The sequence below is a fragment of the Saccharomonospora sp. NB11 genome, assembly GCF_015910535.1.
Lineage (GTDB): Bacteria > Actinomycetota > Actinomycetes > Mycobacteriales > Pseudonocardiaceae > Saccharomonospora.
On sequence record NZ_JACBJG010000013.1, the window covers coordinates 91,784 to 112,241 of the forward strand.

Genomic DNA, 20,458 nt, shown 5'->3' on the forward strand with positions numbered 1-20,458 from the left:
AAAAGGGGACTGGAGGGCGATGAACGCGAGCGATTCCGCCGGAGTGGGGCAGCGGCCGTCGGCCGCGGAGCCCGCTGCCGACTCCGCCGCGGAACACAGCATGGGAACACTTCTGCGACCTCACGCCGCGAGCTTCGCGGGTGTGGTCGTGCTGCAGGTCATCGGCGCCGTCGCGGGGCTGGCACCGCTGTTGGCCGTCGTGGAACTGGGCCGCACACTGCTGTCACCTGACCCGGTCGACGAGAGCCGGGTGTGGACGATCGTCGTCGTGGGTGCCGTCGGGCTGCTCGTCCGGCTGGTGTTCACGGCCGCGTCGTCGGGGCTCGGACACGTCGTCGACGGCAAGGTCCAGTTGACGCTGCGCCGCGCGCTCGCCACGCAGCTCGGGCGGGTGCCGGTCGGCTGGTTCTCCCGACGCCGCACCGGCGAGCTCGCCAAGGTGGTGGGTGAGGACGTCGGTGCCGTCCACCCGTTCATCGCGCACACGCCCGGTGAGCTGGTCTCCGCTTTCGTGGTCCCGCTGGTGTCGCTCGTCTACCTGTTCACGGTCGACTGGCGGCTCACGCTGATCACGTTGATCCCCGTCGTGCTGGCCATCGCCCTGGTCCCGCTGATGATGACCCCGACCCGCACGCGCGAGCAGAACGAGTTCGACGCGGCGATGGGCCGGATCTCGAACTCCGTCGTCGAGTTCGTGCAGGGCATCTCGGTCGTGAAGACCTTCAACGGCACGGGACGGGCCCACCGCAGGTTCCTCACGGCCGCCGACGAGTTCGTCGGTACCTTCACCCGGTGGGTGCGCGGCATGTCCGGCATCGCCGCGGGCATGCAGCTCGTGCTGTCGCCGCCGTTCGTGCTCGTCGCGGTGCTCGTGGGCGGGACCGCGTTGATCACCTCGGGCAGTCTCGCGCCCGCGGACCTGTTGCCGTTCCTGCTGCTCGGCCTCGGGCTCACGGCACCGGTGGCCGCGCTGGGACACGGGTTCGACGAGATGCAGGCCGCCGGACGCGCCGTCGGCCGCATCAAGGAGGTGCTGGGGGTCGACCCGCTGCCGGAGCCGACCCGGCCTCGGCGGCCGGAGGGTCACCGGGTCGAACTGCGTGACGTCCGGTTCTCCTACGAGGACGACCACGAGGTGCTCAAGGGCATCGACCTGACGCTCGAGCCGGGCACCGTCACCGCGATCGTCGGTCCGTCGGGCAGCGGGAAGTCCACGCTGGTGCAGTTGCTGCCCCGGTTCTTCGACCCGACCCAGGGGTCGGTGCGGCTCGGTGGGGTCGACCTGCGCGAGGTCGAGAGCGCGGAGCTGTACCGCACGGTCTCGTTCGTCTTCCAGGACGTCCGCCTGCTGCGGGCGTCCGTCGCCGAGAACATCGCGCTCGCGGTGCCGCACGCGGAACTCGACGACGTCGTGCGCGTCGCCAAGCTGGCCAACATCCACGACCGGATTCTGGAGCTGCCGCGCGGGTACGAGTCGGTGATCGGGGAGGACGCCGGACTGTCCGGCGGTGAGGCGCAGCGGATCGCGATCGCCCGCGCGTTGCTTTCCGAGGCCCCGGTGCTCGTGCTCGACGAGGCCACGGCCTTCGCCGACCCGCAGACGGAGGCGGCGGTGCGTCGTGCGTTGTCGAACCTCGGTCCGGAACAGACGGTGCTGGTCATCGCGCACCGGCTCGAAACGGTGGCCGACGCCGACACGGTGGTGATGTTGGACGGCGGGCAGATCGTCGAGCAGGGCACGCCGGCCGAACTGCTGGAGAAGGGCGGGAGGTTCGCCGAGTTCTGGCGCACCCACCGCGCGGCGGTCGCCGACGACGAGTCCGAGGAGGACGTGGTGCGAGGAGGTGGAGTTCGATGATCCGGACGCTGCTGCGCGTGCTCGGCGAGGAGTACGCCCGGCCGTTGCGCCGCACGGTCGCGTTGATGACGATCACCGCGATCGCCGAGGGTCTGTCGTACGCCCTGATCGTGCCCGTGCTGCGGGAGTTGTTCGGCGACACCCCCGCCGACGCCTGGCCCTGGCTGATCGCGTTCGCGGGCGCGGTGGTGCTGTACGCGGTGCTGCGTTACGTCAGCGACCTGTCGGGGTTCCGCGTGGGCGCCGCCCTGCTGCGGGGCATGTACCACCGGCTCGGCGACCACCTGGCCCGCCTGCCGCTCGGGTGGTACGACTCCGGCCGGGTCGGCGAGGTGTCCGTCCTGGCCAGCCGGGGTGTGCTGCAGGCGATGAGCGTGATCGCCCACCTGCTCGCTCCGTTCGTCTCGGCGTGCGTGACCCCGTTGACGATCGTGGTCGTCATGCTCGTCTTCGACTGGCGGCTCGGCCTGGCGGCGCTTGTCGCGGCCCCGCTGGTCGCGGCCATCCAGGTGTGGACCGGCCGCTCGATGGCCGCCGACGACGTGGAGCGGGCCCGCCGCGACAAGGACGCGACCGATCGCGTGATCGAGTACCTCCAGGCTCAGCCGGTGCTGCGCGCGGGCAACCGGACCGGCGAACGGTTCGAACTGCTCGACAACTCGTTGCGGCAGGTCGAGCGGGCGTCCCGACGCCAGACGTTGTCGGCCATGCCCGGCGCGGTGGGGCTGACGGTCGTCGTGCAGGCGATGTTCACGGTGCTGCTCGCGCTGGGCGCGTACCTGGCGCTCGGCGGCTCCATCGGGGTGCCCGAGCTGTTGACGGTGCTCGTGCTCGCCGCGCGCTGTGCCGACCCGCTGCTGTCGCTGTCCGACATCGGCGGCAAGCTGCGGGCCGCCCGGGGCGAGCTGGCCAGGCTCGACGTGGTGCTGCGCACCGAGCCGTTGCCCGAGCCCGCCGAGCCCGTCCGGCCGGAGACCGACGACCTGACGTTCGACGCGGTCACGTTCCGCCGGGGCGACCGCACGGTGATCGACGAGCTGTCGTTGCACGTGCCCGAGGGACAGCGGCTCGCGGTGGTCGGTCCGTCCGGTGCGGGCAAGAGCACGCTGCTGGAGCTGGTGGCGCGCTTCTACGACGTGGACGGCGGCGCGGTCCGCATGGGCGGGGTCGACGTGCGGAACATGGACGCCGAGGTCCTGATGTCGAAGGTCGCCATCGTGTTCCAGGACGTGTACCTCTTCGACGGCACCATCGAGGAGAACATCCGCCTCGGTCGGCCCGACGCCACCGACGAGGAGGTCAGGGAGGCGGCGACTGCCGCGCGGCTGGACGAGGTGATCGAGCGGCTGCCCGGTGGCTGGCAGGCGAACGTCGGTGAGGGCGGTGCGCTGCTCTCGGGCGGAGAACGCCAGCGGGTCTCCATCGCGCGAGCGCTGCTGAAGAACGCACCCGTCGTGTTGCTGGACGAGGTGACGTCGGCGCTCGACCCGGTGAACGAGACGGCCGTCCACGAGGGCATCGAACGGCTGATGGCGGGCCGGACCGTGGTGATGGTGGCGCACCGCATGCGCACTGTCCGCCGCGCCGACCGGGTCGTCTTCCTCGACGACGGACACATCGTCGAAGAGGGCACGCACGACGAGCTGGTGGCGCGCAACGGCCGGTACGCGCGCTTCTGCGATCTGTCCATGGCGTCGGTGACGAGCGAGTGAGGTAGAGACCGGTGGTATCTCCGTCCGAGAGTTCCGGCGCGTTCCGCCGGTACGCACCCCGCCCGTACGCGCGGGCTCGCATCCTGGTGTTCCCGCACGGTGGGGGGAGCGCGAGCTACCACCGGTCCTGGGCCACGGCGGCGCCGTGGGACGTCGAGCTGCTCGTCGCGCAGTATCCGGGCCGGGAGGACAGGTACTCCGAGCCCGTGCCGAGCGACATGCAGTCCCTCGCCGACTCGCTCGCCGCCGACGTGCCCCGAGACGGGTTACCCCGTCCGCTGGTCCTGTTCGGACACAGCATGGGATCGCTCGCGGCGTACGAGGTCGCGCGCCGCCTCTCGGAGGCGGGCACGCCGCCTGCGGCGTTGGTGGTCTCCGGGCATCCGGCACCGGAGCTGACCCGGCCGGGTCGGCTGCACCTGGCCACCGACGACGAGCTGGTGGAGGAACTGCGCCGCACCGAGGCCACGCACGTCGACATCCTCGACAACCCGTCGCTGGTCGCGGCGTTCCTGCCGATCATCAGGGCCGACTACCGCCTGAGCGAGACCTATCGTCCGGCTCCCGGTCCGTTGCTGAAGGTCCCGGTCACCGTGCTGTACGGCGATCGGGACCCCGAGGTTGACACTCGGGAGGCCGAGGGATGGCGGTCGGTCACCGAGGACTCGTGCGAGCTCACGGTCTTCGAGGGCGGTCATTTCTATCTGGACCGACACCGTGACGCGGTGGTGGAACTGCTCGTGTCCTGCGCACGTGCCGCGTGCGGGGCGACGACCGCGCCGTGGCCGTCGGCTCCCTGACCGCGAGAATTCGTTCGCGGCAATTCGGGCGTGCGATTCTCACGTCGGTTGGGGTGGAACGAACATTGTGACTCCGGCGTCGCCATTGGCACCATGGCTGTGTTCGGCGGTTCGCTCGTGTGATTTTCGGCGAGCGACGTCGTCGTCGAATCACTGGGACGAGCGCGCAGAACTGCGAAACGGGGTTTGACAATGTGCGGGATCACGGGCTGGGTGTCGTTCGAATCCGATCTGTCGCGCCGGGCCGACGTGCTCGACGCGATGACCGAGACGATGTCCGACCGTGGCCCGGACAGCAGCGGCACGTATCTGCGACAGCGCGTGGGACTGGGCCACCGTCGCCTCGCCGTCATCGACCTGCCCGGTGGCGCGCAGCCGATGAGTGTGGACACTCCGGCGGGCGAGGTCGCGCTCGTGTATTCCGGTGAGGTCTACAATTTTCGCGAACTGCGTGAGCAGCTCGTGTCGAATGGTCACTCGTTCCGGACGGACAGCGACACCGAGGTCGTTCTCCGCGCCTATCTGGAGTGGGGCGAGAAGCTGGTCGACCGGCTCGTCGGAATGTACGCCTTCGCGATCTGGGATGAGCGGGAACAGCGACTGCTCCTGGTGCGCGACCGATTGGGAATCAAGCCGCTCTACTTCTACCCGACGCCCGACGGCGTGGTCTTCGGGTCCGAGCCGAAGGCGATCCTGGCGAACCCGATGGTGCGCAACGTGGTCGACCTCGACGGGCTGCGGGAACTGTTCGCCCAGACCAAGACCCCCGGCTGGGCGTTGTGGAAGGGCATGCACGACATGCAGCCCGGCACGTTCGTCAGCGTCGACCGCGACGGCCTGCGGCAGCGGACCTACTGGAAGCTGAGCGCCACCGAGCACACCGACGGCCGGGACGAGACCGTGGCTCGCGTGCGGGAGCTGCTCACCGACATCGTCGAGCACCAGCTCATCTCGGACGTCCCGCAGTGTGTCCTGCTCTCGGGAGGGCTCGACTCCAGCTCCATCACCGCGCTGGCCGCCGAGCGGCTCGGCCTGCGGGGCGAGCAGGTACGCAGCTTCGCGGTGAACTTCGGCGAGGAGGACAACTTCGTCCCGGACGAGCTGCGGGAGACCCCCGACGCGCCGTTCGTGCGGGACGTGGTGGCGCACGTGCGGTCGCAGCACCGGGACGTGCTGCTCGATCCGGCGGCCATCTCCGACCCCTCCGTGCGGCGAGCCACCGTCGCCGCCCGCGACATCCCGGTCGGGTTCGGCGACCTCGACAGCTCGCTTTACCTGCTGTTCAAGGGCATCCGGGAACACTCGACGGTCGCCCTGTCCGGGGAGGCCGCCGACGAGGTGTTCGGCGGTTACCCGTGGTTCCACCACGAGGCCATGCGGAACGTCGAAACGTTCCCGTGGATGGCGGCCATTCCGCCGATGGGGCTCGCCGCTCGATCCGACCACATCGAACGCGGGCTGGCCCGACGACTCGACGTCGCCACCTACACCGCCGACCAGTACTCGACCGCGCTCGCGGAGGTCGAACACCTGGACGGCGAGTCCGAGGCGGAACGGCGGATGCGGACGCTGTGCCACCTGCACCTGACGCGATTCATGCGCACGCTGCTCGACCGCAAGGACCGGTTGTCGATGGCGGTGGGTCTGGAGGTTCGGGTTCCGTTCTGCGACCACCGGCTCGTGGAGTACGTCTACAACACGCCGTGGGAGCTGAAGGCGTTCGACGGCCGGGAGAAGAGCCTGTTGCGACACGCCGCCTCCCACGTGCTGCCGCGGTCGGTGGTGGAGCGGGTGAAGAGCCCGTACCCGTCGCCGCAGAACCCCCAGTACGCGGCGTTGTTGCAGCAGCAGATCAAGGAACTCGTCGCGGAGCCCGACGCCCCGGTGTTCGCGCTGGTCGACCGCGGCTGGGCGCAGCAGGCCGTGGAGCAGGACCCGACCACGGTGTCCATGGGCGCCCGGGCGAACCTCGAACGGGTGCTGGACCTGCACACGTGGTTGGAGCTGCACTCGCCCGAGCTCGACCTGGGCTGACCTCGCCCCAGGCCGCCGTGCCCGGCGTCAGCGGAGGGCGTCGGGCACGGTCTCGGACTGCAACAACCCGGCCACGACGGCGCGCAGCCCCCACCGGTGTGTGTCGCGGGCGTTCAGGTCTTCCCAGCGGTCGGCGAGTGCCGCCAATCGGGGATGGGTGCCCGCGGTCAGGTTCGCGACGACCTCGTTCTGGTGCACCGGCGTGGTGGAGCGGGCGCGGCGCCGGGTGCGGTTCAGGCGGATGATGAGGTCGCCGACGATGTAGTACCAGATCGCGCGGTAGACGTGGAACGCCTCGTCGAGGGTGCAGCCGGCCTCGACGGCGGCGTCGATCATCTCCTCGACGATCCACAGCGCTGAAGGGCCGATCAGGTCGTCGCCGGTCAGGACGTCGACGATCCACAGATGTTCGGACAGCAGTTCGTGGAGCAGGATCGCCGCGGCCACGAGGCGTTCGCGTGGGTCGTCGGGGAAGTCGGGCCGGGTCATCCGCCGGGCGTGGGTCTCCATCACCAGCAGCAGCAACTCGTCCTTGTCCCGCACGTGGTGGTACAGCGCCATGGGCGTGCTGCCGAGTTCGGTGGCCAGGCGTCGCATCGACAACTTCTCCGGGCCGTCGGTGCGGAGGATGCGGTCGGCGGCGGCCACGATCGCGTCGAGCGACAGGCGCGGGGGCCGACCGACACCCCGACTGCGAGGTACCTCAGCAGGCATCCTGCCATCCTCCCCGAACGGGTCGGGCCGCTGCCGGGCAGGGTTTCCGGCAGCGGCCCGAGTCGATGAGCGAGACGTCAGTCGGCGCTCGCGACCGCGTCCTTCTCCGGCTCCGCCTCGTTGGTGCGAGGCAGCACGGTGAACGCGATGACAGCCGCGGCGACCAGGAGCACGGCGCAGATCGTCATGCCCAACCCGTAGCCGTCGGCGAGCGCCTGGGGCGTGGTCTGCCCGTCCGTGTGCTGGTAGGCGGCGGTGCCGAGTGCGGCCAGCCCGAGCGAGGCACCGATCTGACGAGTGCTGTTGAGCAGGCCGGAGGCGGTGCCCGTCTCGTGCGGCGCGACGCCCACGGTGGCGGTCGAGACGACCGGGCCGAGGCACAGACCGAACCCGAGGCTCGTCACGATCGACGGGCCGAGCACGTCGGCCGCGAACGAGCCGTCGGCGCTGAGCAGGCCGAACCACGCGAACCCGACCGCCGTCAGCAGACCACCGGCGACGAGCAGGGTCCGCCGGGGAACCTTGTAGCCGAGCTTGATCGCGACGACGGAGCCGACGACCACGCCGATCGCGAACGGCAGGCACTGGAGACCGGTCAAGGCCGGGCCGCTGTCCAGGACTCGCTGCAGATAGAGCGACACGAAGTAGAAGGCCGAGGCCATCGCCGCGCCGAGCAGCAGGTTGAAGGCGTTGGCTCCGGCGACGGAGCGGTTGGCGAACAGCCCGAGCCGCACCAGCGGGTCGCGGTTGGTGGTGCGCTCGACGGCGAGGAACACGGCCAGCAGCACGACGGCCACCGCCAGCGTGACGATCGTGGTCGCCGACGTCCACGCGTACTGCTCGGTGCGCACGATGCCGAACACGAGCAACGTCATGCCCGCGGTGGCCAGCACGGCCCCGAGGACGTCGGGACGGCCCCGGCGGGTGGGCGCCGGGTCGGGTGCGACGCCACGCATGGCCAGCGCCAGCGCGCAGGCGGCCATCGGCACCATCACGAACATCACCCACTGCCAGCCGGCGTACTCGGTGAGCGCGCCGCCGATCAGCACGCCGAGCGCACCGCCCGCGGCGTTCATCGCGCTCCACACACCGAACGCCTTCACCCGGGCCTTGCCGCTGGGGAAGGTGGCCGTGAGCAGCGCGAGCGCGGCCGGGGCGAGTGCCGCGGCACCGATGCCCTGGACGGCCCGCGCGGCCACCAGGTGTCCGGGGACCTGCGAGAACCCGCCGAGCAGGGAGGCGAGCGCGAAGACGGCGAGTCCGGTCAGCAGGACCCGCTTGTGGCCGTACCGGTCGGCGAGCTTGCCGCCGAGGAGGAGCAGCCCACCGAAAGTGAGGGCGTAGGCATGGATCACCCAGGTCAGGCCCACGTCACTGAAGCCGAGGGCGCGGTCGATCTCCGGGAGACCGACGTTCACCACCGTGAGGTCCACGGACACCATGAACTGCACGACCGCGACTGCGGCGAGGGTGAGACCGGGGCTCGCGCCCCGTGTCACAGCCGACCGACCACCTGCTGACTCCGTCTGTGTCACCGCTATCCAGTCCTTCTACCTTGCTACGGACACCTTTTCGAACGCGTTCCAAAAGTAGCACCGGGCGCGGCCGACTGTCGACCGCGATGGGGACGGCGGCAGTCGGTGACGCTGCCGGTCGGCGGGAGCGAGGCATGATGGAGTGATGCCCCGACGCAACGAATCCGGGCGGACCGGTCGGCCGCCGCTGACCTCGCGTGCGCAGATCCTGGCCGCGGCCCGACGGCTCATCGACCGCAACGGCTGGGAGAGCCTGACCATCCGCCAGCTCGCCGCCGAACTGGGTATCGGAGCCACGACGCTGTACCACCACGTGCGGGGCAAGGAGGATCTGCTGCTCCTGCTCATCCGGGAGTACGCGGATCAGATCTCGCAGCCCGAGCTGCCGGAGGACCCGCGGGAGCGCATCGTCGTGGCGGCCACGGTCATCCACGACGCGCTGGCAGCCTGGCCGTGGGCGGCGGAGGTGCTCACCGCGGACGGTTTCATCGCCCGGCTCGGGGAGCCCGCGCTCCGACTGGTGGAGGCGATCGTCGGCGGGGCGGTCGCCGCGGGCTGCACGCCCGAACAGGCGGTGCACGTCTTCCGCAGCCTCTGGTACTACACGGTCGGGGAGATCCTCGTCCGGGCGCACTCGGCCCGTGGATCGGTGGGCGACGGCGAGCAGGCCGCGCGGGCGGACGCCGAGCGCGCGGACTTCTTCGGGGGCATCGACGCCGAGTCGCTGCCGCAGCTCGCCGCGCTGGGAGGGAAGTGGGCGACGCTTGCGTCGCAGGACACCTACGGTGCGGGGTTGCGGGCCTTCGTCGACGGACTACTGGCCAGGGCGGGACGACCGCAGGAGTGGGAGAGCGCGTAGCGCGCGAAACGTCCGGCGGACGCGACGCGCGCATCCGCCGGACGAGGCCGCCGGTTCACCGAGCGGCCGACATCAGCTCACTTGGTCCAGACGATGGGGTCGTCGGAGTAGTCGTCCGAGTCGTCGAACTCGGCAGCCACGACGTCGACGCCGTCGCGCGAGGCCTGGAGCGAGCAGGACTCGTACGTGGCGCCCGCGGTGGTGAAGTCGCGGTCAGCGCTTTCGCTCTCGCACTTGCCCTCGATCTTGCCGCTGATGACGACGCCCGTGCCGCGGCCGTCGGCGGTCTGTGCGCGCAGGCGCAACGAGCTGTAGGCGAGGTCGGTGCCCTCGACGTTCTCCACGGTGAACTTGATGTAGTAGGGCACGAGGCCCTCGGCGCGGTCGCCGAACTGGGCCAGGTCGGCGGGGTCACCCTTCTCGATGTCGGTGACGGTGATGGCGATGGTGCCGCTCTTGTCCTTGCCGTAGGTGTACGGGACGGTGGCGGTCTCGCCGACCTTCAGTTCGGTGCCGGGAGGCGTGATCTCGCCCGGAGCGGCACCGGTGTCGTCGGCGGGTTCCTCGGCGGCCGACGACTCGGGCGACTCGGCCACCGACGAGGAGGCGGAGGTGGGCATCGTGTCGGTGTCGGTCGAGCCGTCCTCGTCGCCGCCACAGGCCGCCAGGCCGAACGCGAGGGTGGTGGCGGTGACGGCGGTCAGGGCGATGCGTCGCTTCTGCACAGTGGTTCACTTCCGTTCGAACGCGAGCGAGATGTCCCGGTTCGGACTCTGCGGGGGGCCATCTCGACCCGTTCCGGCGAGATGTGTGATCCAGACCAAGTTCCCGGGTCGCCGATACGAACGCCCTGCTACAGGCCGGTGACCGAGGGAGTCGATCAGTAGCCGAAGGTGCCCGACCGAATACGGCGTGCTCAGTCGTCCGGCGCCCACTCGACCCGGTGTTCGGCGTCCGGATCGGTGAAGTCCAGCAACCGGTACGCCTCGGCCTCCACGGCCGAGCGTCGCGCCGGGTCGATCGTCCGAAAGGGACGGACCGTGAGGGTGGCGAGCTTTCGGGTCGCGGTCGTCGTCCAACTCGCGGCCACGGTGCCGTCGAGCAGGACCGTCGCGGCCACGGCCGCGCCCCGACAGACGCGACGGCGCACGTCCTCGCTCATGATCCGCGTGCGGTCGGCGTGGGCGAGCAACGTCGCGTCGAACTCCGGCAGCAGCCGAACTGGACATTCGATGTCGACGTCGGGAAGCGGCGCGCCCTCGACGTCGAACACCTCACGGCCGTGCTCGTCGGTGTGCCGGACCAACTCCGGCCGTAGGTCCTCGAACGCTTCCGCCAGCCCGCCGATCCCCGACCACGTCCGCGCGTCGGCCACCGAGGCCGGGCCGAAGGCGTGCAGGTATCGCACCACGAGTCTGCGGGCTTCCTCGGCCGTGGGTATGGCGGGGACGCCGAGCGGCTCGGCCGAGGCGAACGGCGTGGCGCCGTGGACGTTCCAGGTACCGCTCGGAGCCGGATGCACCACCGGCAGCAGGTACTGCACCGACGTGGCGAGCACACCCGGCTCCACGGACGGCCACCGCTCGGCGAGCAGCCGACCCAGCTCGGGCCGGGTCGACACGCGCCCGTCGGCCAGGAACCGACGGGCTTCGGCGACGAGTGCGTCGAGGTCGACCTCGGCGGTCCGGCGTCCGAAGGCGTTGCGCTGCACGCGGCGCAACAGCGGTGCCACGAGCGGGCGCACCAACCGGAAGTCGGCCACCGACAGCAGGTGCTGTGTGCCTCGCAGCGACGTCGACCGCACGACCGTTCCGTCCTCGACGGCGCGCGTGAGGTGCTCCTTGGTGAAGCCTTCGACCCGATTCCACAGCGCGAGGTACGGCGGATTCGGGTTCTGGGCGTTCAGCCCGAGGACGCGCTCGACGGCGTCGACGACCGACAGCGACTCGCGCCTCGTCAGGAGTTGGCGCGCGAGGAGGGCTCGGCCGAGGCGGCGTGCGGAGAGCCTCACGGCACGTCCGCGAGGAACTGTCGCACGTCCTGCACCAGCGCGTCCGGCTCCTCCATGGCCAGGAAGTGTCCCCCGGTGTCGAGTTCGGTCCACCGGACGATCGGGTGGTCCCGCTCGGCCCACGCGCGCACGGTCACGTCGTGGGCGGACAGGAGCACACCGGTGGGCACCGTGCTCCGTGCGGGAGCTGCGTCGTCGGGCGCCTGCGCCCAGTCCACGGCCGACATCTCCTCGTAGTACACCTGCGCGGCCGAGGCCGCAGTGCCGGTGAACCAGTAGAGGCTCACGTCGGTGAGCAGGTGGTCACGGTCCACGCACTGCTCGGGCAGGGCGACCTCCGGGTGGGTCAGCTCCTTGAACTTCTCCACGATCCAGGCCAGTTGCCCCACGGGCGAGTCCGTCAGTCCATACGCGACTGTCTGAGGTCGCTTGGCGTTGCACTGGAGGTAGGCGTCGTTGTGGTGCTGCATCCGATCCCACCGGGCGAGGTCACGCTCGTCGAGAGCGTCGAACTCGCCGTCGGCTCCGGTCGGGAAGCTGAGCATGGCGCTGACGTGCACGGCGCGAACGGACTCGGGTCGGACGCGGCCGAGGGCCAGCGCCACCCAGGAACCCGTGTCGTAGCCGTGGACGGCGTAGCGGTGGTGGCCGAGTCGGTGCATGACGGTGTCCAGCAGCTCCGCCATTCGCGTCGCGTCGACGCCCGGTCCCGCGAGCGGAGTCGAGAACCCGAAGCCGGGAAGCGACGGCACGACCACGTGGCACGCGTCGGACGCCGTGCCGCCGTGTGCGGTCGGGTTCACGAGTGGGTCGATCACGCGCAGGAAGTCGGTGACGTTGCCGGGCCAGCCGTGCAGCAACAGCAGCGGCGTCGCGTCCGGTTCGGACGAGCGGATGTGCAGAAAGTGGATCAGTTGGTTCTCCACTGTCGTGACGAACTGGGGCAGGTCGTTGAGCGCGGCCTCGTGTCGCCGCCAGTCGTATCCGGTGCGCCAGTACTCGGCCAGGTCGCGCAGGTAGTCGACGGGTACCCCGCGAGTCCAGCCGACCCCCGGCAGCTCGCTCGGCCACCGGGTTGCGGCGAGCCGGGTGGCGAGGTCGTCGAGCTGCTCCTGGGGAACGTGCACACGGAACGGTCGGATGTCGTCATCGGTCATGCCCGGACGCTATGGAGCAAAGCGGTCAGGACCCGGCCGCATTCGACCGGTCGGTGTGGACTCGTGACGTGGTTCACGGCAGGGGAACGTGTGCCCTGGACACGCGGTCGACGACGCCGGAGCGTGATCATCCCGGTTGTCAAGATCACTCATAAAGGGGTATCTCGGGGTGTGAAACGGACGTATCTTGATCACGTTTGTGACCACGACGTCTGTGGGAGTGAAGCACTCTTGTACGCGAGCCCGTCGGAGCGAGCGTGAACGACATCAACGATCCCACGCTTTTCGAACACACCAGTAGGCAGTTGCGGAACCTGTGCCACGAAGCCGGTTTTCCGCCTTCCGACGACAGCCCGGTCGAGCTGCTCCGTGAGCTTCTCGGTGCCGGAGGCGACCGTCGGCTCTCCGAAGGGCCACTGTGGCCGTCCGACGTGGCCGACGACGCCACGCCCGTCGAGTTCTCCGTGGCACTGGACGACACGGGCGAGAACGCCGTCCGCGTTTTGGGCGAGGTGATCGCCGACCAACCGGGAATGGCCGCCAACATGAATGCCGCGCGGCGCTTCCTGGACTCCACGGCGCGACGTCTCGATATCCCCACGGAGCGCTTCGACGCCGTCCAGGACCTCTTTCTTCCCGAGGACCCGCAGGGCAAGTTCTCGTTCTGGTACTCGCTCATTTTCCGGCCCTCCGCGAAACCGAAGGTGAAGGTCTACTTCAACCCGGACGTTCGCGGTGAGGACCGCGGGCGGGAACTCGTCGCCGAGGGATTCCGTCGGCTCGGCATGGACGACGCCTACGACGCCGCCACCGAGCATTCGATCCACCGGGGCGACGACGACCGGTTCACCTTCTTCGCCGTGGACCTCGACGACAGCCCCACGTCGCGCGTCAAGCTCTACATCTCGCACTACTCCGCCACGGTCGAGGAGGCGGTCCGTGCGTCGCAAGCCGTCGACGGACTCGACGGCGAGGTGATCCGCGACTTCTGCCGGGTGCTGGGCGGCGACACCGAGATCTACGGCGGTCGACCGCTGGTGTCGAGCTACTCCTTCGTCGACTCCGAGCCGAAGCGCCCCGGCAACTACAGCCTCTACCTGCCGATCCGCGACTACGTCACCGACGACGCCGAAGCGCGGGAGCGGGTGCGCGCGTACCTGGCCGCCCGGGGCAGCGATCCCGCCGGGCTGGACAGGGCGATCGCCGCTCTCACCGACCGGCCGCTCGACGCCGGTCGTGGCCTGCTCGCCCACGTGTCGCTGCGGTTGGGGCAGTTCGGGACCGGAACGACGATCTACCTGTCGTCGGAGGGCTACGAGGTGCTGCCACCTCGGGTCGGTGCCTCGGCAGCGTCGGGCTCCGTGGGAGTCTGAAGCACCGACAGCGATCATCAGCGTCCTTCGAAAGTAGGAGCCTTGAGGCCGTTCCCTCCCTATCGAATCCAGGTCGTCAAAGAAATCCCCATCACGACTCGGCAGCAGCGTGAGGAAGCGCTGGCCCGGGCCGCGTACAACCCGTTCAACCTGCCCTCCAGCATGGTCACCATCGACCTGCTGACCGACTCGGGCACCGGCGCGGTCTCGGCCGCGCAGGAGGCGGGCGCGGCGCAGGCGGACCGGGCGTACGCGGGATCGGACGCGTTCTACCGGTTCCGTCGGGCCGTGGACGAGCTGACCTCGTACCCCTTCGCCTACCCCGTGCACCAGGGGCGGGCTGCCGAGCGGGTGCTCTTCTCGACCGTGCTCAAGCCGGGCCAGATCTCGCTGAGCAACACCCACTTCGACACCACCCGGGCCAACGTCGAACTGGTGGGTGCCGAGGCGCGCGACCTGCCGTGCCCGGAATTCGGCAATTTGGACAGTCGCGAGCCCTTCAAGGGCAACATCGATCTCGACGCGTTGGAGCAGACCCTTCGCGGACCCGACGGCAGCCGGGTCGGACAGGTGCTGATCACCATCACGAACAACGGTGGTGGCGGTCAGCCGGTGTCGATGGCGAACCTGCGCGCGGTGCGTGCGCTGTGCGACCGCTACGGTGTCCCCTTCTTCCTCGACGCCGCGCGGTTCGCGGAGAACTCCTGGCTCGTCGCGCGTCGCGAGCCGGGCTACGGTCACCTCAGCCCCCGGGAGATCGCGCGCCAGACCTTCGCGCTGGCCGACGGTTGCGTCGCAAGCCTCAAAAAGGACGGCATCGCCCCGATGGGCGCGCTGCTCGGCATCCGGAACCCGGAGCTCGCCAAGCGGTGCGAGGCCAACCTCATCGCCACGGAGGGCTTCCGCACGTACGGCGGTATGGCGGCACACGACCTGGAGCGGGTCGCGCAGGGCCTCTACGAGGTGCTCGACCCGAACTACCTGCGGTCGAGGGAGGCCGACGCCGCCCGCTTCGCCGAGCTGATCAACCAGGCCGGGGTGGACATCGTGCAGCCGGCCGGCATGCATGCCCTCTACCTCAACGCGGGACGCCTGCTGTCCCACATCCCGGCGTACGGCTACCCCGGGCACGCGCTGGCGTCGGAGCTGTACCTCGCGGGCGGGATCCGGGCCGCCGAGCTCGGCTCGCTCTACCTGGGCAGCTTCGACGAGAATCACAACCTCGTGAACCCCGCGCCGTTCGAGCTGGTGCGGCTGGCGATCCCGCGGCGCACGTACACGATGGCGCACCTGGAGTACGTCGCCGACGTGCTGGCCGACATCGCGAAGAACCCGCACCGCGTGGCGTCGTACCGGATCGTCGACGCGCCGCCGCTGCTGCGTCACTTCAACCTGAAGCTCGCGCAGATCCCGGCGGGGAACTGACAGCGCAGTCCAAAAGCGAGGGCCACCTCCCCGGAACGTCCGGGAGGTGGCCCTTCGTGTGTCGTCCTCAGGCGCCGGAGGGAGCCAACTGCGGTTCGGTCGGGAGCCTGCTCATCGCGTAACGCACGAGGCGGATCAACGCGAGCTTGCTGGACTCCCGCTGGCGGGCGTCGCAGAACAGGATCGGCACGCCGGGGGAGATGGCCAACGCCGACCTAATCTCGTCCTCGGTGTACTCGTCCGAGCCGTCGAAGCAGTTCACCGCCACGATGAACGGGATGTTGCGGCGTTCGAAGAAGTCGATGGCCGAGAAGCTGCTGTCGAGCCGACGGGTGTCCACGAGCACGACCGTGCCGATCGCGCCCCGCGCGAGCTCGTCCCACATGTACCAGAAGCGCTCCTGGCCGGGTGTGCCGAACAGGTACAGCACGGTGTGGGGCGAGATGGTGATGCGGCCGAAGTCCAGGGCGACGGTGGTGGTCTTCTTCTGCTCGACGCCCGTGATGTCGTCGACACCGTCGCTGGCGGCCGTCATCACCTCCTCGGTGGACAGGGGCGGGATCTCGCTGACCGAGCCGACCATCGTGGTCTTGCCGGCACCGAAACCACCGGCCACGATGATCTTGACCGGAGTGGGGACCACGGCTGTCGCCGTGCTGTCTTCAGAGCTTGGAGAGGCCATCGAGCACCGCCTGAAGTAGTTGACGATCCGGGGCTTGCAACGTCTGGGACGGAGAGCGGACGATCACTTCACCTCGTTCGATGAGGTCACCGCACAGGACCTTCACGACCGCGATCGGCACCTTCACGTGCGCTGCGATCTCGGCGACCGACAGCGGCCGGACGCAGAGATCGAGGATCGCCGTGTGTTCCGGGGTGAGGCCCATGCCGGTCCGCTTCGTCCCGGACAGCGCCATCACCTGCGTGGCGACGTCCAGGGTGATGTCCGACGCCGGTATTCGGCCCCTGGTGATGGCGTACGGCCGCACGAGTGGGCCGGCCGCCTCGTCGTACCACTGATCGTTCATCTCACGTCCCCGACGCGGCCGGGTTCCGCGGCGCCGCGGTCATGTAGTCCCCGACGCGCTTCACCAGCCGGTTCATCTCGTAGGCGATCATCTCGACGTCGACGGCGTCCTCCGCGAGCACGGCGAGGCACGCGCCGGCACCGGCCGCGGAGACGAACAGATAACCCTCGGTCATCTCGATGAGGGTCTGGAGCACGGGGCCGCGGTGGAAGTGGCGGCTGACGCCCTTCGCGAGACTCTGCAGGCTGGAAGCCATGGCGGAGAGCTGGTCGGAGTCGTCCTTGGACAGCGAGTTGGACTTGCCCATCAGCAGGCCGTCAGCCGACAACACGACGGCGTGTTGTGCTCCGACCACGCGGTCCACCATGTCGTCCAGCAGCCAGTTGAGATCCAACATGGAATTGCCGTTCTCATTCATCGATGAATCCGCTTCCCCTATCAGTTGGCATCGGTCGATTGGGACGCGTCGTCGGCGTCACGTCCCCTGAGAGTGCCCTTGCGGAATGCCGACAGCGTGCTCCGCGTCCGGCCCGCAAAGCGTTCGATGTCTCGCTGCTCGGACTCGGGATCGTCACGCAGCTGTTCCACGAGGTTCTCTTGTGGTCGCCGCTGCGGCAACGGTGCGCGTTGCCTCTTCCGCTGCGGCAAGCCGTTGCCCGGTGCAGCGGAGTCGGTCGTCCCCGCGTGATGTCCGGGCCTGTCCTGAGGCGAGGGCGACGAGTAGGCGTCGCGGGGCCTCGCCGGGGCCGCCTCGGTCGACGCTGACCGGGGTGACAGAGCGGGTGCGTAGCCGTTGCGCGTGGCAGGCTGCGCGTTCCGCGGTGTCGGCGTCGGCGGCTGCTGAACCGGTGCCGTGACCGGAGCCGCCTGAGGCGTGTTCTGCTGGGTCTGCTGCTGCGACTGCGGCGACTGCTGCGCCGGAGTCGTGACTGCCGGGCTGTGCACCTCGATCTCCGGTTCCATGGCCGGGGTGGCGTGGAAGCCCGAGTCGATGTCGGCGGTCTGCTCGTCGCTGGCCAGGATGTCGGTGGGCAGCAGGATCGTGGCGCGAGTGCCGCCGTAGCGCGACGAGTCGAACGTGACTTGCGCACCGAGGCGGTGCGCCAGGCGCGCCACCACGAACAGACCGAGGCTCGCGTCGGCCTTCATGGCCATGGCGTCGAACTCGGGCGGCTCCGACATCATCGAGTTCGCCCACTCGCGGACGTCGTCCTTCATCCCGAGGCCCTGGTCGGCGATGTCGACGACGACGCCACGCGCCACCTTCGTCCCCGTCATGTAGACGGGCGATCCCGGGGGCGAGAACGTCGTCGCGTTGTCCACCAGCTCGGCGACGAGGTGAATGGCGTCGGCGACCGCGGAACCCACGAGGGCCACCTCGGGGATGGGCTCGACCTCGACTCGCGAGAAGTGCTCGGTCTCGGAGATCGCGGCACGCAGGACGTCCATCAGCATGACCGGCTTGCGCCAGCGACGTCCGGGCTGCTTGCCACCGAGGATGATGAGGTTCTCGGTGGTGCGGCGGGCTCGGGTCGCGAGGTTGTCGAGCTGGAAGAGGCTCTTCAACTGAGCCGGGTTCTCCTCGCGGCTCTCCATCCGGTCGAGGATCTGGAGCTGGCGGTGCACGAGGCCCTGGTTGCGGTGGGCGATACCGAGGAACACGTTGTTCACACCGCTGCGGGCCTTCGCCTCGCTGACCGCCGCGTTGACGGCGGTGAGCTGCGCGATGTTGAACGCCTCGGCCACCTGCCCGATCTCGTCGCGGCCGTGGTCCAGTCGCGGCATCTCGGCGTTGACGTCCACCGCCTCGCCGTCCTTCAGCCGCTGCACGATGTTGGGCAGCCTGGTCCGCGCGAGCTCCAGGGAGTCGTTGCGGAGGCGTTCGAGGCGCGTCATCAGGGTCCGGTCGACCAGGGTCCGCGACACGCGGACGGCGACCACGATCGACGCGATGGCGGCGATGAGGGTCAACGCGCTACCGAGCAGCACGTTGGTGAGGTTCTGGCCGGAGTCCTCCAGAGCCTTCGCCGAGGTCTGGTCGGCCTGCGTGATGGTGAGCGAGGCGAGTTCGTTGGCGACGCGGCTGGAGATGTCGCGCAGCTCGGCGCCCGAGAGCGAGAAGCTGTTCACGTCCATCGGGCCGGGGCCGCTCGCGATCAGCTCGTTCTCGATGCGCTGCAGCCGCCGCCAGTCGTCGCTTTCGACGAGCTCGTCGTGGAAGGCGCGCACGTCGGGCAGCGTGTTCGGGGCGCTCTCGCTGAGGCCCGACCGGTAGGCACCGACCAGTTCGGACAGCGACCGGTGCTGCGTCGCGGTGAGGCTGCCGTTGGCGAAGGCACTCGACGCGAGCGAGGCGGCCCGCGACATCTGGTCCGACACCCGGAACAGCTCGGTCGCCATCAGACCGTTCTGGGAGGCCGCGACGTCCGGGACGACACGCGCCTGGGCGTCGAACAGCCCGGTGGCGGTGTCGATCAGCTCGTTGTAGTAGTCGTTGACCTCGCTGGTCCCGATGCTGAGCAGGTTGATCTGCGAGCGGATGTCGGGAAGCTGGTCGAGGCTGGACTCCAGGTCCCGCATGCGCCCGGAGATCTCCGGGGGCAGGTCGTCCCCGATTTCCTCCATGGCCTGCCGCAGGGCACCGAGGGAGTCGTCGATGCGCTGCTGTTGCTGCTGCAGCTCGACCAGCCCGGTCTCAGGCTTCTCCAGGTAGACCAGCGACATCTGGCGTTCCTGCTGCAACGCACTCAGCGAGGTCACGGCCGGAATCGACACCTGCTGCACACTCGACGCCACCGCGCGCAGATAGAACGCGTCGATGACGAAGTACGTGGACATGCCGATCCACAGCAGCAGCAACGCGATACTCGGCACCAGGACGGTGCCGGTCAGCCGCTTCCGGATCGACTTGTGGTGTCCTTGGTCTGGTTTGTCCTGCGTTGGCTTGTCTTCGTTGTTCACGACGCTCCACGACGACCTGTTGAACCGCTGCCGGGCACCCGCGCATGCGGACTTCTTCACCGAGACCGGGCGCACAGTGCCATATTCGCGCCCTTGCCACCAGTCACCCGTTAGTGCCTTGTCGAGGGGTGATCATGGCGTATGCGGTCGGTGGCCGTGCGTCGGCCCCCCTCTGGCCGCGTCGAAGCAGCTCAGCGACGCCCCTCCAGCGGCTCCCGCGCGGCGTCCGGAAGACGGGAGTCGTCAGCGACCGGCCAGGCCAGCGGGTCGGGGCCGAGAGCCCGGAGCTGCTCGACCTGCAGCGCACACCACGGCGACACGCTGGTGCGGTCGGCCTCCACCTCGGCGACGAAGTCCGACCACGGCATCCACACCGTGTCGTGGACCTCGTCCGGGTTCGGGGCGGGCACCGGTCGCCGGGTGACCGTGGCGCGGTAGACGGGACACACCTCGTTCTCGCGCACGCCGTCGGGCATGGTGGCCTCGTACCGGAACTCGGGCAGCACCAGCTCGATGCGGTCGACGGTGATGCCGAGTTCGTCGGTGAGCCGTCGCTCGATGGCGTCGGGAATGATCTCGTCGGGACCGGGGTGCCCGCAGCACGTGTTGGTGCGCACCCCGGGGAACGTCTTCTTGTGCTTGGCCCGCCACGTGACGAGGAAGTTGCCCTCCTGGTCGAACAGGTAGCACGAGAACGCCAGGTGAAGCGGGGTGGACAGGTGATGGACCTCGGCCTTCGGTGCGTATCCGATCCGCTCGTGCCGAGAGCCGCACAGGACGACGTACTCGACGTCGGGATCGAGTGTTGAGGTCATTGCGGTGCTACCACCCTTCGTCCACCCTTACGTCACACCGTCGAAGCCCTCCCCGCGCTTCGAACGTCGACTCCAGAGTTGATCATGTTTGGAGCGGGTGGGCAAGTTGTCGGGCTCCGCCAGTCGCGTGTTCCCGGTCGAGGGCGGCTCTATGCGTCGAGACCCGTTCGGACACG

Annotated in this window: 17 protein-coding genes; 7 read left to right on the plus strand and 10 right to left on the minus strand. The window is 69.4% G+C overall.

Going from position 1 to position 20,458, the window contains the following annotated elements; genetic code table 11:
• Window positions 1-19 precede the first annotated feature (19 nt).
• From JAV51_RS18030 to asnB, 4 genes are all read left to right on the plus strand, one after another.
• Entirely contained in the window at window positions 20-1,858 is a 1,839-nt protein-coding gene (locus JAV51_RS18030) for an ABC transporter ATP-binding protein (protein ID WP_197321924.1), read from the plus strand.
• Complete coding sequence (locus tag JAV51_RS18035; RefSeq protein ID WP_197321925.1) at window positions 1,855-3,570, plus strand: ABC transporter ATP-binding protein; 1,716 nt, start codon at window positions 1,855-1,857, stop codon at window positions 3,568-3,570. Before JAV51_RS18030 ends, JAV51_RS18035 begins: the two co-directional genes overlap by 4 nt.
• Before the next feature lie 11 nt (window positions 3,571-3,581).
• Entirely contained in the window at window positions 3,582-4,370 is a 789-nt protein-coding gene (locus JAV51_RS18040) for a thioesterase II family protein (RefSeq protein ID WP_197321926.1), read from the plus strand.
• 192 nt (window positions 4,371-4,562) lie between these two features.
• Window positions 4,563-6,404 carry an asparagine synthase (glutamine-hydrolyzing) gene (asnB, locus tag JAV51_RS18045; protein WP_197321927.1) on the plus strand — a complete coding sequence of 614 codons (1,842 nt, stop codon included), beginning with the start codon at window positions 4,563-4,565 and terminating at the stop codon, window positions 6,402-6,404.
• 27 nt (window positions 6,405-6,431) lie between these two features.
• Here asnB and JAV51_RS18050 read toward each other — a convergent pair whose 3' ends face one another.
• The gene (locus tag JAV51_RS18050) at window positions 6,432-7,118 is read right to left on the minus strand and encodes a TetR/AcrR family transcriptional regulator (RefSeq protein ID WP_197321928.1); all 687 of its coding nucleotides are present in this window, start codon (window positions 7,116-7,118) and stop codon (window positions 6,432-6,434) included.
• Between the two features lie 77 nt (window positions 7,119-7,195).
• A complete protein-coding gene (locus tag JAV51_RS18055; RefSeq protein WP_307845924.1) occupies window positions 7,196-8,617 on the minus strand; it encodes an MFS transporter in 1,422 nt (473 codons plus the stop codon).
• Window positions 8,618-8,798: 181 nt separating this feature from the next.
• Between JAV51_RS18055 and JAV51_RS18060 the strand changes: the two genes are divergently transcribed.
• Complete coding sequence (locus tag JAV51_RS18060) at window positions 8,799-9,512, plus strand: TetR/AcrR family transcriptional regulator (protein ID WP_197321929.1); 714 nt, start codon at window positions 8,799-8,801, stop codon at window positions 9,510-9,512.
• 77 nt (window positions 9,513-9,589) lie between these two features.
• Here JAV51_RS18060 and JAV51_RS18065 read toward each other — a convergent pair whose 3' ends face one another.
• The 3 genes from JAV51_RS18065 to JAV51_RS18075 form a co-directional block, all read right to left on the minus strand.
• Entirely contained in the window at window positions 9,590-10,237 is a 648-nt protein-coding gene (locus JAV51_RS18065; protein WP_197321930.1) for a hypothetical protein, read from the minus strand.
• Window positions 10,238-10,428: 191 nt separating this feature from the next.
• Window positions 10,429-11,523, minus strand: coding sequence for a winged helix DNA-binding domain-containing protein (locus tag JAV51_RS18070; RefSeq protein ID WP_197321931.1), 1,095 nt, complete (start codon window positions 11,521-11,523; stop codon window positions 10,429-10,431).
• Window positions 11,520-12,680: an epoxide hydrolase family protein gene (locus JAV51_RS18075; protein ID WP_197321932.1), complete on the minus strand. Its 1,161-nt coding sequence runs from the start codon at window positions 12,678-12,680 to the stop codon at window positions 11,520-11,522. Before JAV51_RS18075 ends, JAV51_RS18070 begins: the two co-directional genes overlap by 4 nt.
• A 257-nt stretch (window positions 12,681-12,937) precedes the next feature.
• Between JAV51_RS18075 and JAV51_RS18080 the strand changes: the two genes are divergently transcribed.
• Window positions 12,938-14,053, plus strand: coding sequence for a tryptophan dimethylallyltransferase family protein (locus JAV51_RS18080; RefSeq protein ID WP_197321933.1), 1,116 nt, complete (start codon window positions 12,938-12,940; stop codon window positions 14,051-14,053).
• A gap of 42 nt (window positions 14,054-14,095) precedes the next feature.
• A complete protein-coding gene (locus JAV51_RS18085) occupies window positions 14,096-15,478 on the plus strand; it encodes a tryptophanase (protein WP_197321934.1) in 1,383 nt (460 codons plus the stop codon).
• Between the two features lie 67 nt (window positions 15,479-15,545).
• Here the strand turns inward: JAV51_RS18085 and JAV51_RS18090 are convergent, their stop codons facing one another.
• From JAV51_RS18090 to idi, 5 genes are all read right to left on the minus strand, one after another.
• On the minus strand, window positions 15,546-16,160 hold the full coding sequence (locus JAV51_RS18090; RefSeq protein WP_197321935.1) for an ATP/GTP-binding protein: 615 nt from the start codon (window positions 16,158-16,160) through the stop codon (window positions 15,546-15,548).
• Window positions 16,141-16,506 carry a DUF742 domain-containing protein gene (locus JAV51_RS18095; protein ID WP_197321936.1) on the minus strand — a complete coding sequence of 122 codons (366 nt, stop codon included), beginning with the start codon at window positions 16,504-16,506 and terminating at the stop codon, window positions 16,141-16,143. The genes JAV51_RS18090 and JAV51_RS18095 overlap by 20 nt, the downstream gene beginning before the upstream one ends.
• Window position 16,507: 1 nt before the next feature.
• Window positions 16,508-16,924 carry a roadblock/LC7 domain-containing protein gene (locus JAV51_RS18100; RefSeq protein ID WP_197321937.1) on the minus strand — a complete coding sequence of 139 codons (417 nt, stop codon included), beginning with the start codon at window positions 16,922-16,924 and terminating at the stop codon, window positions 16,508-16,510.
• A 20-nt stretch (window positions 16,925-16,944) separates the two neighbouring features.
• Complete coding sequence (locus JAV51_RS18105) at window positions 16,945-19,467, minus strand: nitrate- and nitrite sensing domain-containing protein (RefSeq protein ID WP_197321938.1); 2,523 nt, start codon at window positions 19,465-19,467, stop codon at window positions 16,945-16,947.
• A gap of 191 nt (window positions 19,468-19,658) precedes the next feature.
• A complete protein-coding gene (idi, locus tag JAV51_RS18110; RefSeq protein WP_197321939.1) occupies window positions 19,659-20,282 on the minus strand; it encodes an isopentenyl-diphosphate Delta-isomerase in 624 nt (207 codons plus the stop codon).
• Window positions 20,283-20,458: the final 176 nt, after the last annotated feature.